The organism is Brasilonema octagenarum UFV-OR1 (genome assembly GCF_963888615.1).
Lineage (GTDB): Bacteria > Cyanobacteriota > Cyanobacteriia > Cyanobacteriales > Nostocaceae > Brasilonema > Brasilonema sennae.
Window position 1 is genome coordinate 53580 of the sequence record NZ_CAWPKW010000194.1, and the last position, 14645, is coordinate 68224.

Genomic DNA, 14645 nt, shown 5'->3' on the forward strand with positions numbered 1-14645 from the left:
ACTAAACACAACAAACAGTAATCCTAGCCTAATAGGGATTATCAGTGATGACTCAAGATGCAAAAAACTTAGACACCAGCAACTTTGATACTAAGCAAAACCCGATGAAGACTAAGAACTAGTGATGATGATTCAATACATTTTTCAGATCAGACAGCGACTATACACCAGAGAAATGTTGACCAGTGATCACAAACAAAGGGATGCCAGAAAATCCAGATCTTTGAGCAAGCCTTATATCCTTGATTGGGCTGTCACCACTGTTTCCTGACAGCCAGGCATCTGGTGAGTCCAGCGCAGCGGGAGGGCTTCGGTCGTCAGATCAGCTAAACGGTTTCCCGACAGCCAGGCGACAGGCGTTCCCGATCACCGTAAGGTGTGGCGGAGCACCATAGGGCGAACCCGACCTACTAGGCATCTGGTGTTGGAGTTCCCGAGCCACTGCGTTGGGGAGGCACTGCGTTAGACTGGTTCCCCGACTTGTAGACACCCGGAGGGCGGTGAGACAGCACTCTAGGAGGGGAGCCAGTGTGTTGCGGAGGGTTCCTCCGAGGGTGCACCTGGCGTTTTCCCAACAGAGGTGACTGCGTTCGCCCTTGGCGTGGTGCAGGCATACCCGAAGGGTTTTCCGCAGGGTAGCATGTGCCGACTTGTAGCATGTGGCGTCCCATTGTAGGAATTGGCGTAGTTTCCCCGATACCCCGACTTCAGACACCTGGCGTTGTCGGGGTGTCGGGGAATAGAGTGTTTTTTCGATTCGTAGCGGGCGGTGCGCCACCAGTTGAACTGCTTTCAAGAACCAAAAAATCTTTGACAATATCTGAACACAGGAACTCACCAAGTTGTTTTTCATGAGTCAATAGGGCGTTTTGCTGTTCTAATTGCTGAGTGATGCAATTTGCTGGATTTGTGGGAAGTGACCAACCCATAATCAAACAAACCAAAGATAGTGCAGTTAAGCAACACAGCCACTGAAGTCGTTTTCCAAGCCAAGACCAAGAAGAGAATACACACATAGAAACAATCGTTGTAGTTTATATTTCTACACTTATCTAGTATTATTCCCTGATATCAACCAGAATAGTTAATACTTTGCAAACAAATTAATTAAGTGTCTTCACTGAGTTTTTACAGTTCACAAAATTATCTCATAAATTTAGCAGCAAACAAAGTGTATTTTTTACAATTAGTCAATCTAGCTGCAGAATACGTCAAAAATGAACGTGATCTCGATATTGTTCAGTTAGTGGATAAGTAAATTTCACTCTGCTTTATAAAGAATCAGTGAATTTAGCAGAAAATATATATAGTTATTTTTAATAAAAAATAAACTATTGATTAAAAATCATCATATTTAAATGTCTTATTAATAGCTATTTAGGTAAACCCTTAACCTGCATCAACTCCAAACCCCGTTCAAATATTTCATCAATTGGCAACATTTGCTCATCAGTCGTCATAAATTTATGGTCTTTTGTTGCCTGAATAACAGAACCATCCTCTAGACAGTATTCAAAAACTTCTTGCTGACCGCGCTCATGCCATTGAGCAATAGGTTGTGTGTAAATATTTCCGTTATTATCAACTGTGTAGACGCTACACTCAATTCTTTTTTCTACAATTTGCCCAATAGGTAAAAAGCCATATTCTATGGTTAACACTTCTGTGTCATAGCTGAGACAATATTCAGCAAACTTCAACATTTGCTCGAATAAGTCTTCAGCAATTTGTTTTTTTACTCCATTTTTCGCAGCGCCATCCACAAACTTTTCTCGCTGCTTCATCATTTCCTCAACTTTCTTTTTACCCATTGCACGGCGCAGCAAATCTGCCTGTCCTAAAGAATATCCAGCCATATCTTGAGCAATTTTCATAATTTGCTCTTGATAGACCATAATTCCATAGGTCTCATCTAAGATCGGTTCTAAAATTTCGGTTTCATACTCAATATTTTCTCGACCATGCTTGCGGTTAATAAACTTGGGAATCAGTCCTGCATCTAATGGACCTGGTCGATATAGTGCTAAAATCGAGGAAATATCTTCTATATTGGAAGGCTTTAAATCGCGTACTATTTGCCGCATTCCAGAAGATTCTAATTGAAAGATACCTTCTAATTCGCCTGCTTCTAATAGTTGATAAGTCTTCTCAACCTCTGTTGGCAAGGTGCTCAATTTACCTTTCGCTAATCTTCTCTGAGCTTCTCTTTCATAACTCGTGATGTCATATGGGTCAATTGTAATTTTTTTGTGTAGCGAAATCAAATCGATGGTTTTCTGAATCATCGTCAAGTTTTTTAAACCCAGAAAATCCATTTTTAGCAAGCCCAGTGATTCCAAATCTTCCATGAAATATTGGGTGATCACAGAACCGTCGTTATTTTTTTGTAGTGGCACAATTTCATCCAACGGTTCAGCAGAAATTACCACACCTGCAGCGTGCACACCAAATGTTTTGTTTGTTCCCTCAATACGGATTGCCATATCAAGCCAATGCTGTACCTTTGGGTCATTATCATATTTTTCTTTAAACTCTGGTGATGGTGTGGCTTCAGAAATCATCACTTTAAGTTTGGTGGGTTTTCCTCGGGAAACAGGAATAAGTTTTGCCATTTTGTCTGATTCCCCATAGGGAATATTTAAGACTCTGGCAACATCTTTTAAAACTGCTTTTGAAGTCAAGCGGTTAAAGGTAATGATTTGGGCGACTCTCTCTTTACCGTATTTTTCTGTAACATAATCAATGACTTTATCCCGTTGTTCGATACAGAAATCTGTATCAATATCAGGCATAGATTTCCGTTCTGGATTGAGGAATCTTTCAAAGAGCAGTCCATGATGTACGGGGTCAATGTTAGTTATCCCCATAGTGTAAGCAACCAATGACCCTGCAGCAGAACCACGACCAGGACCTACAGAAATATTCTTGTCTCTCGCGAATTTGATGTAGTCCCATACAACTAAAAAGTAGCTGGAGAAACCCATCTTCTGAATCATTTTTAGTTCATACTCCAACCTATCTTTATAAGTTTGGTCAATTTGATTTCTAGATTTACTATTTAATTTTTGTAAAAGTCCTTGCCAAGCAACTTCTTCAACATATGTATCAGCAGTATGACCAGATGGGATGGGATAATTGGGAATGCGAGGTTCACCTAAAATTTGGTAAGGTTCGACTTTATCTGCAACTTCAACTGTGGTGAGCACAGCTTCTTCAATGACATCATCTGGTAAATGGTCGCGAAACAGCGCCTTCATTTCCTCAGCAGATTTCAGATATTCTGTCCCGCTATAACGCATTCGCTTATCGTCAGAAATCAATTTGCCAGTTTGAATGCATAGCAAAGCATCGTGTGCTTCAACATCGTAACAAGAAATAAAATGTGAGTCATTGGTGGCGATAATTTTAATACCAAGTTCCCGCGCAATTTTGACAATTTCTACATTAACAATCCGGTCTTCTTGGGAGCCGTGGTCTTGAATTTCTAAATAATAATCTTCACCAAAGACTTCTTTATACCACCGAGCAACTTTACGTGCAGCCTCTAATTTACCACTGAGAATTGCTTGCGGAACTTCTCCACCCAAACAAGCACTCGTTACAATTAAGCCTTCATGGTACTGTTTTAATAATTCTTTATTTACACAAGGACGGGAAAAAATGCCTTTGCCCTGCACACCTTGAAGATGAGAAATTGTTGTGATCTTGACTAAATTTTTATATCCTTTTGTATTTTTGGCTAAAACAACTTGATGATAGCGGGGACGGCGTTCTTGTTTTGTAATATCGCCGTTGATGATATACATTTCGTTGCCGATAATTGGCTTGATATTTTTATTGCGGCAAATTTTAATCAGTTCGATCGCACCATACATCACACCATGATCTGTCAGGGCTATTGCTTTAATCCCCAGTTCGATGGCGCGATCCGCTAAATCTGGCAGTTGACTTGCTCCATCAAGCAGACTGTAATCACTATGAATGTGCAAAGGGACAAAGGACATATGCGTTTCCAGCTAGCAGTGAAAAACACGAAGCGTATACCAGGGTAACGCAGTTTGTACCTGAGCGCGGTTATCTTATTTAGAATTTCTAATAATTAAATTTAATATCTAAAGTAATGCTGTAAGAACTGGCTCAAGGCGGCGGTAAAGAGTTCACAATACTCAATTTGTCTGAAAAGTGAATTATTATTCCCCTTTACCCCCTACCTTCAGCAAAGCCTTATAACTTAGTAGAACCAGGACGCGTTACTTCATTGGGATCGTGAACTACTCGGGTTTGAGAGCGTTTAGGAATAAGACCTGCAAGACCTGCAAGACCAAGTAAACCAAGCCAACCCCAGTCAGAATGGCTCTCGGTTCTCACCTCTCTAACGCCTTGATTATTTGTTGTCGTGTCTGTGGTGCTGCCAGTACCTGTACCAGTTGTCCCACCAGTGGTGTCAGTGCCACTACCAGTTGTACCAGTTCCAGTTGTCCCACCAGTGGTGTCAGTGCCACTACCAGTCATACCCGTCCCATTTGTACCAGTGCCTGTAGTGCCTGTGCCGCCGGTACCGCTCGTTCCTGTGCCATCTGTTGTCGTACCAGTACCTGTAGTGCCTGTACCTGTACCAGTACCTGTAGTGCCTGTACCTGTACCAGTACCTGTAGTGCCTGTGCCTGTACCTGTACCTGTACTACCAGTGCCAGCACCACTACCAGCACCACTACCACTACTGCCACTACTGGCACCACCTGATCCTCCACTACCACCACCACCACCAGATTGGGCAGAAACAGGTAGAGTTAAAGTCAAAGTAGCTAAACCGAGAGCGAAGGCGCTAGCCCAAACATTTTTAGATAAATGAGAAAGTTTCATAGTTTTTGTTGATTTTGTGTTGCAAGTTTTTTTGATAAATTCTCTGCTTTTTTTTAATGAGAACTGTTATAAATTGCTAGTTTTTTCGAGACTCATAACTTCACCTGAATTTTTAATAAGCTTTTTTCCTACGATAGAAACAATAGCTATCTTTAATAACTCTGCAAGATCTTTTGTGGAATAGAACAACATAATCTGCTATTTGTAAAATTTACACTACTAGTTAGTACGATACCTGCTATTGTTTTTCTGAACCTTCTACCATAGGAATAAACCGACTAATCCTCAAGGAGTAAGCTGGATTTTCAGTTAGCTTAAGAGCATAGATACAGTGAACAGGTCTCAATCTCAAAGATGTGGCTATTATAAGTAGGAGATATAGCAATTATAAGTAGTAGATATATGGCAGTCGCCAGGTAGATTAGGACACGAACTAATGAGAAAACACGTTCACCAAGAGACTTTCAAGTCTGTTAAGTGTTCCCTGCTATAGCAATATGATTCACATAAAGCACAAACACGCGAAAAAATATCCAACCTTATTTAAATCTGGCTGATAGGAGTAGATTTGAGAGGATGAACATAACCTCATTTCTCTAAATTTCCATCAAAAGCATCTTGTGATGACGATGGAACAACCTTTTGATTTCCTTTCTGACGACGCGCTAGCCATTCGGTGTAGAAAAAGAGAATAGCTAGTAAAATGTAGCCGACTGCCCAAGGCGTTCCAGTTCCAAAACCCAAATTGACAACAGTATCTGCTACAGTCCAACGGTAGCTATGCATCAACCCAAACCAAGAGAGTAAGGCTGCTGCTATAGACCAATAACCAGCTTTGCGGAAGTCTCGCTCAATAATATAAACTGTGATACCAGCTAAAATCATAGCTGAAAAAATAAAGCCCTGCTCTAAAGCAAAAGCACCATCTATATATGTATCGCTCAATTTAAACTGTTCAATTAAAGCAGGAGTCAGGGGTTTGTCTGGTGTTCCTAAACCTGCCGCGCGTAGTGCATTTTTGGCAATTAAAGCACCCCAACCTGCGATACCTGGTAACAAACCGACAACGACAGCAGGCGCATGGTGAGAAGGAGTTGCTGTGAAGCTTTGAGCTACAATGACAATGCCAATCCATAACACAATTGCCATTCCAGCTTCAATAGGGACAAAATAGGCAAGCATGGCAACGGTTCCTGTAAGGCACAGCAAGCCCATAAAAATACCGTTGAGAATGGAGTAACCCACTCTTGCACCTAAAGCTTTCCAACCAGGATGTCCAATATAAATGGTTGTTGGGAAACAAGAACCACAAATGGCTGCAACCAATGTACCAATACCATTTGCTGCAAGACTTGGGGTTGCAGGATAAACATCTCCTGCAGCTTCAGCACTTTCTAAATTTTGCAGGCTACCGACAAGGTTAAATAATCCCATTGGTAAAATGATGCTGAAATAGTCCAGTAAAACTGCGCGACTATTCCATAAATCCCCTAGCCATAACCTTGGTATGTAAACTCCTATCGGTTGTAGTGCAGTAGCGAACTTGGCGTTATCCCAACTGACTAAACCTGTACCCCAAGCCAAACCAATTCCCAAAAGCACTGCTAATAATCCACCAGGAATGGCAAATCGCACTTGTCCAAAGTAGGTAATTAAGATAACGCCTAGAGGAACTAAACCAACTACGGGATTGGCAAAAGTCCGAAAGAGAAAGCCAATCGCAATGAAAGTGATAGCAATACCACCTAAAGTGGAAAGCATCGCTGCACGAGGAACAAGGCGACGCAGTGGATTACCAACCCATGCACCGACTAATTCTATTAAACCTGAACCTAAGCAAGCAACCAAACCGGCTTGCCATGCGAGTTCAGCAGCTTGTTCTGATGATACACCTTGGGCGATCGCCGTCAACCGCACAGGCAACATCACCAAAAATACATAAGCAAAAAGGCTCACAGTGTTAATGCCATAGGGCAAAGCAGTGATATCATCTCGTTGTTCTCGTTGCCCTTGTTTGTAAGCTAACCATCCATAATAAAAGTTACCAACAATTAAACTTAAAGCAATTCCTGGCAGAATACGCCCGTATACCAGGGAGGGAGAAAAGCCAAGCACTCCTTGACATAAATTCACAATCAACAAAATTTGAATCAAGTTGTCGAGAAAAAGCCCAAACAAACCATCTATATCTCTGCGGACAAACCAGCGGGGAGTCTTAACTGTTAAGATTTCCATCGTCTACTTTTACCTCGACAATTTTTTTGTGTTCGCGTGCGTCGCGGCTGCTTTGCAGCATCATCTTGTTGGTTTAAGGATATCAGTAAGGGTAATGTTTGGAGTAATCTTCAAGTGGACAGGCGGTATAGTTGAATCAGACGTTGAAAGTGGCAAAATGTCATGAGCTTGGTATTTGAAACTCAAAGGTTGCGATTAAAGCCAATCTTAAAGAGTGAGCTTAACACACTACACAGTATTTTTATTAATCCGTACGTTAGAAAATATTTGTGCGATGACAAGGTTTGGTCTTTGCAACAGGTTGAAGAAATGTTGATAGAAAGTCAAAGGCTTTTTGATGAAAGAAAGTTTGGTCTTTGGTTTATTGAGACTAAAAATGAGAAAGAAATTATTGGGTTTGTTGGTTTGTGGTATTTCTTTGGTGAAGGGCAACCCCAATTAGCTTATGCTTTGCTGCCTGAAGGGACGAAAAAAGGCTACGCTACCGAAGCTGCAACCAGAATACTAAAGTATTGTTTCAACGAACTTGGCTATCAGTATCTTTTAGCAAGCTGTGATCAGCCAAACCTTGAGTCACGAAAAGTAGCAGAAAGAATTGGAATGAGAGAAGTAGAGGAAAAAATTGTGAATGGTAATCCCATATTATTTTTCAGGGTTGAGAGGTTTTAGGTAAAGTGCGGAGGAACACCAGACAAACCCATGCATCCCTTACACCCTTACCCCCTGACACCCTTACACCCCTAGTTCTTGACTTAAGCTATACTGCCACGCTTTCTAGCTTCTTTATAAGAAGTTCCTACATTTTTTATACCAGCTTTGATCATTTGTCTTTCAAGGATGGCAAAGAATCGCGTTCTATCCCCACCGCGCACCACCGCTTGATTGTGGGCTTCGGCGATCGCCACTGGATACCCATATCCCTTCTGCACTTGTGCTAACATCAGTCCTAGTGCTAGGTCAAACATTGTTGTGTTCTGGGCTACCCATGAGGGCACTTCTATCCGGGCAATTTCGGTACCCACATGCACGTAACAAAAGTAAATTGCTTGGTCTTGGTATAAGTCAAGAATACGAACATTGCTGCGCCATAAGCAACCCCGTTGTCCTGGTTTGAGTAAAGTGGATAAAAGAGTTGTATCTCGTAAAGGTTCAAAGACTTTGCAAGGGACTTTTTCGAGTTGATTTGGGCAAAAGCTTGCACAATCTGGTACTGTGTGCGGACAAGCTAAAAGACGTAAAAAGTTCATGCCTTCAACATTACGAGAAGCACTCACATAACCCATCAGGGGAATTTGAGCATCACGCAGCTTTTGCCAAGCTTCCAAGATGGGGGGTAAGATGCGATCGCGTGCTTCCAAAGGCAATTGCTCTAAAAACCAGTAAATCAACGAACCATCCACCATCGCTAACGTTGGAACTTCTTCTGTTCCCCTGTCCTCTTTTACACTGCAAGCCAGTTCTGTCAGCACCGTTGCTTCACTTGCTGTGCGGCAAAAACCCATCCATTCTTCAGTACGAATACCCCATTTGCGAGAAAAATATAAATCCTCGGGGCGATAGAATATCTCCGGTAAACTATCTAGAAGTGGGTAACGGTTTTGTCCATAATGTAAGATAACTCTACCGATATTAAGAAGATAGCAGTAAGCAATTTCGTGGTGACTGGGAGATATTTGAGAACCATCGGTTGCAATGACGGTATGTATTTTAGGGGGAACCGGGATATCAATACAGGTGTTGAGTGGTTCTAGGGGAGTCGCATTGGCAAAGAGGATGCGATCGCGCCATTTTTCCTGTCGCTGTACCAACTCGTCCTGACATCCCACAGCATTTTGAAAATGTTTTTGAGCCAATTCTAAACGCTGGCGACTAGCAGCCGCCTCTTGCGTCAGATGTTGACTCAAGCCCTGCATTTGTCTTGCCAGTTTAGTGAGGTCAAGCATAATCGTAAGTTTACCAGTTGTGAAGTATGAGTTCTGAGTGTTGAAAGAAAGAGACTCAGAACTCAGCACTCAGCACTATCTTAGAGGATGTTTTCTCAGTGGTGATACTCACTAGCCACTAGAGGCGAAATGTTTTGATATCAAATGATATTCAGAAAAATTCTTGCTATCCTGACAGATAAAGTAGATATACGTAAAATTAAGTATAATAAAATGTAGTATGAGCCGAGTTGTAGAACCAAATCGGTGTCAGTTGCCAGCGCCATATTCGCTCAATTGAGCGGTGCTGGTACAGTTTTTGCTATTCAATGGCAGGTGTTACATAAAATATGTGGCACTTGATTTTGAGAGTCTCAAAAATTAAGTAAATCTACTAGTCTTTTGGAGTATTGCATGACTAACCCAATTGTTGCTGTGACTGCTGCTGAAATTCTTAAGCTTGCTTTCAATGAGTTTATTAAATCTAGTACTGGCGAAGCTGCCAAAAAGCTGACAAGTGAGGCTTTAAGCAAAGCTAATGAATTACGTCAGAAGATTGTGTCACGGTTCAAGGATAGACAAAATGTGAAGGCAGAAAAAGCAATAACTGCTGTTCAGGAACAGTATTCTCTAGAAGCATTGAACAAATTGACAACTTACCTAGATGACGAGATGGATGAAGAACCAAGTTTTGCTGATGATTTGCGACAACTCGCACAGCAAATTATCAACATTCAAAACATAAGTCAGAAAAAAGTGCAGTTTGGCGAAATGAAGCAATTAAACCGTGACAATGCCAAAGGTTATCAAGTTCAAGCAGATCGAATTGATCGAATTGGTGATGATTACACTAAGTAATTTGTTATGGAAACACAAACATGGAGCAAAACAATTACGGCGGGAAAAATTATCAAATAAAAGCAGAGAGTATTGGGCATGTTGGTGATGTTGTATATCAAAGTCCACAAGTCACTACAGAGGAGTTACTGCACAAAGGAATTCAGCTTCTCAATCAACGAGCTTACCGCCAAGCTATTGATGTGTTGAGTGATGCAACAAAAACTAATCCTTTAATCTCCGACACTCACTACTATTTGGCAATTGCACTATTGAGTGGTGAAAAACCTAGAAAAATTGACGTATGGACGATTCAAAGTATTGAATCAGAACTGAATACCGCAGTTTGTGGAGATGCCAAATCATCGAAATATTATATGCTTTGGGCAATCGTAAAGCATGGTTATTACGTCATGAATGGATTCATAGAAAAGACTCCTACATCTGCCCAACTTTTCAGTCAAGGTCAATTTATAGAGACTGAACATGCAAGAGAAATTCTTGATCATCTGGATGACCAGAAAAATCCATATTGGATGCATCTATATAAAAAATTTGGAAGACATAACTAATAAAGAGGATAAATCACTACCATGAGTATTTCCATAAATCGTTCAAAAGCAGTAGGTAAATATTTCACGTCAACTCCCAAAAAGCCTGTTCAGCCTGATAATTTAAATGATAAAAAGAGCATATATATTGGATGGGGCATGATTATTTTTGCCTTATTATCGTTTATTTTTTTGTCAATCATAAGTTTTGTTATACGATATTTTGGAATTAAGAAATTGAGGAAGGCATTAGTTGATAAGGAAAACTATGAAAGAGATTTTGAACAATATAAAAAGGATTATGCACGGGCAGAACCGAAACCATCAGATGAACAAATAGATGAATGGATGGATGATGACATAGATAACATCATTGAAGAATCGTTGAGAAAACTGGACTTAGAGGACGGAGATTATACAGCAAAGCCTTTCATTATTGGAGGTCCAGCAGATTTAGACGATACGCGATATGCTCTCGGTAAAGACGGCAAAATTCGATATTCACATCTTAATGTGCTGATTGTTTATTTAACTGACCACAATATTTTAACTTATGAATGTGTACACACTCTAATACACGGACATACATTAAGTGATATTACACAAGAGTTTCCCTATAAAGAGATTACGAATCTTCAGATAAAGACTGTCAATAAAAAAATCTCTTTTGTGAACGACAAAACAGATTATGAAAAAGGCGTACAACAATTTGCGATCTATACAAGTGGCGGCAATGTTATTGAGGTGACTTACTCCTTCTCACACGATGCATATCATCAAGGTGAACTAGTCAACATTGGTTCTCAACAGACAATTAAAGCCGTGCGGAAGAAGTTGGAAGAGTACAAGAAGAGGTATCAGAAGTATGAAAGGTAACTGAGATCTTGCACCAGCTTTTGGATCAGCCAAGAAATTTATTTCTTGGCTGAAAGCTCAAGTAAGCTAAAGCTTACTGAATATACATTCGAGTCCGTTTTAACGGACTTTGGCTATGAGCCTTGAACTTTAGTTCAAGGCGTACTAACATCCTCTTAAAACCATTGCGAGAAATCTTTCGGAAACTGAGCCAGTGATAATAGCTGAATTACCGGATCATTTTGGGCAGTTACTTTTTCGGTTGAAGTATTATAACCCCAATCTGCAAGAAATAATTTTACTTCCTCAAGACCCGGTTGCTGTTGAACAAGTTGTAATGTTTTCAGTCGATCTTCTACAAACCACACTCTTTCTGGTGAAGCATTTGTTTTTTGAATTAATTCTCGTAGAATTTCGTGTTTGGGACGCTTGACTTCTTTGCCAAAAATAATGTCTTGCGGTAAATCGACTCCTCCTTGTTTCAATAGCTGCTGTGCGAAACGCCCTTCTTTTGTCGTGATGATATACAGGTTGGTTGTGCTATCGACTGTTGCTTTAATTTTTTCGATTATCCCTGGATAAAATCTATGCAAACTCAACCAACCATCTAAATCTGTAGCAATCCATTCATCCCGAATCTTATCTAGTTTCTGACCAATGTCTGTTGCTTTGAGATTGTCTTTTAACAAAATTTCTTGGGTAATTGTTGTCCATTCCTGAAGAATCTTTTCTTCCGGAATTTCCTCTACCAAGGCTTTGACTAAAACAGGCATTTCCCAACCAGTTTCGATCACAGGTCTGAGTTGATAGAATTTTGAGGCGAAATCATTGTGTGGTGTTTCTTGCTTTGGTGACCAAATTTGACAATAGGTACGCCAAGCGACTTCAAAATATTCTATTAATCCGTCGCAAATAACACCATCAAAGTCTAGGGCGAGAATTGTAGGAGTGCTTGCCGTCATTTTTTTTGAGGATGAAAACTGCTGCTGTCAGCTTACCTGACAATTGCAAATCATGCAGTAGCTTAGAGACATGTTGCTGAATTTGAGCATGAACTCACGGGAACGCGGTTGAATAAACAACTCCTGACTAGCGCGATACGCGTAGCGTCTTTGTTTTGTATGGACACAAGAGAGTGCAGAAAAAGTTGAAATAGTGGACTATCATTAAGCCCATAAGGAGATATAAACAGATGAGAATTCCTAGCAAACGACCGCCTACACATCCCGGCGAAATATTACTCAAAGATTTTCTTGAGCCACTTAATTTGTCACAAAGTGACCTTGCAAATGCAATTCATGTTTCTTATCAACGAATCAATGAGCTTGTGAATGAAAAGCGTGGTGTTACCTTAAGTACCGCTTTACGATTATCAAAGTTTTTTGGGAATAGCTCACAATTTTGGTTGAATCTTCAACAGAATTGGGACATGTACCATGTCTTAAAGGAAGAAGAAGAGGAACTAAACACTATTTTGCAATTTAAGACTAACACAGATTCTGGATATGCTCGTACTTCTTCCGTAACAGGTAATAATCGCAGTTCCACTGGTGCTAACCACAAAGGAAAATCACCAGCATAGTTTTCAATTGAAGAAGAATACAAAAGTGAAGTAAGTGTGAATTGATCAGACATTCAATTCTGCTTTTTCCTACTTCAATACTTATTATTCGTCATATACTAATAAAACATTTATTTTATGATAATTTCACGTAATGAGTATGGTGATTTAAAATTTTTATATAGTCCTCAAGATAGATGTGACAGGTAAAAAGGTAGGGTAAAAGTAAAAAATAGCTGCATTGTGACTGAGCAGCTAAACATATTGGAGGTGGCGCTTAGAAGGGTGCAAAACGAAATGGAAATACCTTGTTCATCGGAAGTTTGATAAATTCCAACTTCAGTAAAAAAGGTATATTCAGTAAAAGGAGGTATAATTACCTAATGGGTAAGAGTATCTATTACCCTTGTTCAACGTCCACTTTAACCAGCTGAACCAAGAAAACGTATGAAAATCGCTCAAGTAGCTCCCTTGTGGGAACGAGTTCCGCCCGCGACTTATGGAGGAATTGAACTCGTGGTGAGTCTTTTGACTGATGAACTGGTGCGTCGCGGTCACGACGTCACTTTGTTCGCTTCAGGCGACTCGCAAACATTACCTAGACTCGAAGCAACTCATCCTCGTGCATTGCGCTTAGACCCAAATGTTAAAGAGGGTATAATGTACGAAATGTTACATGCTAGCAATGTTTACCAACAAGCGGAGGAATTCGACATCATTCATTCCCACATAGGGATATGGGCGTTGCAATTAACAAGTATGGTGTCAACACCCACAGTACATACCTTGCATGGCGCATTTACGGATGAAAGTAGCAGAGTATATACGCTTCATCGAACGCAACGATACGTCAGCATTAGTGATGCCCAGCGTCAACCAGACTTGAACTACGTCAGTACGGTCTACAATGGCATCAAAATCGAAGATTACCCATTTGTAGCGCAACCGAAAGAGCCACCGTATCTGGCATTCTTGGGTAGATTTTCGCCAGAAAAAGGGCCTCAACATGCGATCGCCATAGCAAAACAAGCGGGTTGGCGCTTGAAAATGGCAGGGAAAGTAGATGTTGTAGACACAGAGTTTTTTGAAAAAGAAATTGCCCCATTCATTGATGGTGAGCAAATACAATTTTTAGGTGAAGTAGATCATCCTGCCAAAGTTGAATTGTTGGGTAACGCATCGATAACTCTGTTCCCCATCACTTGGCAAGAACCCTTTGGTTTAGTCATGATTGAATCAATGGCAACTGGGACACCAGTCATCGGAATTAACATGGGTTCGGTACCAGAAGTCATTGCTCACGGAAAAACAGGTTTTGTTTGCGATAGCTATTAACAGATGGCACAAATGATTCCAGCTGCATTGGAATTAAATCGTCAAACCTGCCGAGAATATGTGGAAAACAGATTCACGGTTAAGCAAATGGTGGATGCGTATGAAGCCGTGTATGAAGAAATCCTCAAAGGACGTACTGCCAAGGGTGGACTACTTCATGCTTTGAAAAACTCCTTGGAATCGATAGCTTTTGTGAAGTAAAACTGCGATCATCGCCTGTATACGCTTTAAGCCAGACTCCGTTTGGCTTGCCCCAGTCAATGCTGGGGGTATCTACACTCTGTGCAGAGTCAAGGGTACGGCAGGCTTTGGGATCATCAGCCTTTCATCTAATCCTACCTCCAATATTACAGTTATCAGTGAACAGTTAAACAGTTATCAGTTAAACACTGAACAGTTAAACAGTTATCAGTTCATCCCCATCAATGAATTGATACCAAATCCGGGTCAATGACCCCCTTTTCCATTAGTCCGCGTAGGCGGTGA

General features: G+C 40.7%; 11 protein-coding genes and 2 pseudogenes. 6 read left to right on the forward strand and 7 right to left on the reverse strand.

The features are described from left to right. Positions 1 to 410: 410 nt before the first annotated feature. From AC5590_RS14190 to AC5590_RS14210, 5 genes are all read right to left on the reverse strand, one after another. Positions 411 to 671 carry a hypothetical protein gene (locus AC5590_RS14190; RefSeq protein WP_169264280.1) on the reverse strand — a complete coding sequence of 87 codons (261 nt, stop codon included), beginning with the start codon at positions 669 to 671 and terminating at the stop codon, positions 411 to 413. A gap of 36 nt (positions 672 to 707) precedes the next feature. Next, on the reverse strand, positions 708 to 1016 hold the full coding sequence (locus AC5590_RS14195; protein ID WP_169264281.1) for a hypothetical protein: 309 nt from the start codon (positions 1014 to 1016) through the stop codon (positions 708 to 710). Between the two features lie 357 nt (positions 1017 to 1373). Next, positions 1374 to 4004 (reverse strand): DNA polymerase III subunit alpha, encoded by a 2631-nt coding sequence (locus AC5590_RS14200; RefSeq protein ID WP_169264282.1) that lies wholly within the window; start codon positions 4002 to 4004, stop codon positions 1374 to 1376. Positions 4005 to 4224: 220 nt separating this feature from the next. Continuing rightward, positions 4225 to 4863 carry a WGxxGxxG-CTERM domain-containing protein gene (locus tag AC5590_RS14205; RefSeq protein ID WP_169264283.1) on the reverse strand — a complete coding sequence of 213 codons (639 nt, stop codon included), beginning with the start codon at positions 4861 to 4863 and terminating at the stop codon, positions 4225 to 4227. Positions 4864 to 5451: 588 nt separating this feature from the next. Next, positions 5452 to 7098, reverse strand: coding sequence for an NCS2 family permease (locus AC5590_RS14210; RefSeq protein ID WP_169264284.1), 1647 nt, complete (start codon positions 7096 to 7098; stop codon positions 5452 to 5454). A 162-nt stretch (positions 7099 to 7260) separates the two neighbouring features. Between AC5590_RS14210 and AC5590_RS14215 the strand changes: the two genes are divergently transcribed. After that, complete coding sequence (locus AC5590_RS14215) at positions 7261 to 7767, forward strand: GNAT family N-acetyltransferase (protein ID WP_169264285.1); 507 nt, start codon at positions 7261 to 7263, stop codon at positions 7765 to 7767. Between the two features lie 83 nt (positions 7768 to 7850). On the opposite strand, the gene AC5590_RS14220 is transcribed toward AC5590_RS14215, so the two are convergent. Further along, positions 7851 to 9041 (reverse strand): DNA double-strand break repair nuclease NurA, encoded by a 1191-nt coding sequence (locus AC5590_RS14220; RefSeq protein ID WP_169264286.1) that lies wholly within the window; start codon positions 9039 to 9041, stop codon positions 7851 to 7853. A 393-nt stretch (positions 9042 to 9434) separates the two neighbouring features. Here AC5590_RS14220 and AC5590_RS14225 point away from each other — a divergent pair, with 393 nt between their 5' ends. From AC5590_RS14225 to AC5590_RS14235, 3 genes are read left to right on the forward strand one after another with little or no spacing between them, the layout of a single operon-like run. Next, positions 9435 to 9878 (forward strand): hypothetical protein, encoded by a 444-nt coding sequence (locus AC5590_RS14225; RefSeq protein WP_169264287.1) that lies wholly within the window; start codon positions 9435 to 9437, stop codon positions 9876 to 9878. Positions 9879 to 9898: 20 nt separating this feature from the next. Further along, complete coding sequence (locus AC5590_RS14230) at positions 9899 to 10429, forward strand: hypothetical protein (protein WP_169264288.1); 531 nt, start codon at positions 9899 to 9901, stop codon at positions 10427 to 10429. 21 nt (positions 10430 to 10450) lie between these two features. Continuing rightward, a complete protein-coding gene (locus AC5590_RS14235; RefSeq protein ID WP_169264289.1) occupies positions 10451 to 11284 on the forward strand; it encodes a hypothetical protein in 834 nt (277 codons plus the stop codon). A gap of 155 nt (positions 11285 to 11439) precedes the next feature. On the opposite strand, the gene AC5590_RS14240 is transcribed toward AC5590_RS14235, so the two are convergent. After that, a complete protein-coding gene (locus AC5590_RS14240) occupies positions 11440 to 12225 on the reverse strand; it encodes an HAD family hydrolase (RefSeq protein ID WP_169264290.1) in 786 nt (261 codons plus the stop codon). 230 nt (positions 12226 to 12455) lie between these two features. On the opposite strand from AC5590_RS14240, the pseudogene AC5590_RS14245 reads away from it, so the two are divergent. Next, positions 12456 to 12692: pseudogene (locus tag AC5590_RS14245) on the forward strand (HigA family addiction module antitoxin); the annotation flags it as partial. A gap of 579 nt (positions 12693 to 13271) precedes the next feature. Beyond that, positions 13272 to 14360, forward strand: a pseudogene (locus tag AC5590_RS14250) (glycosyltransferase family 4 protein). Positions 14361 to 14645: the final 285 nt, after the last annotated feature.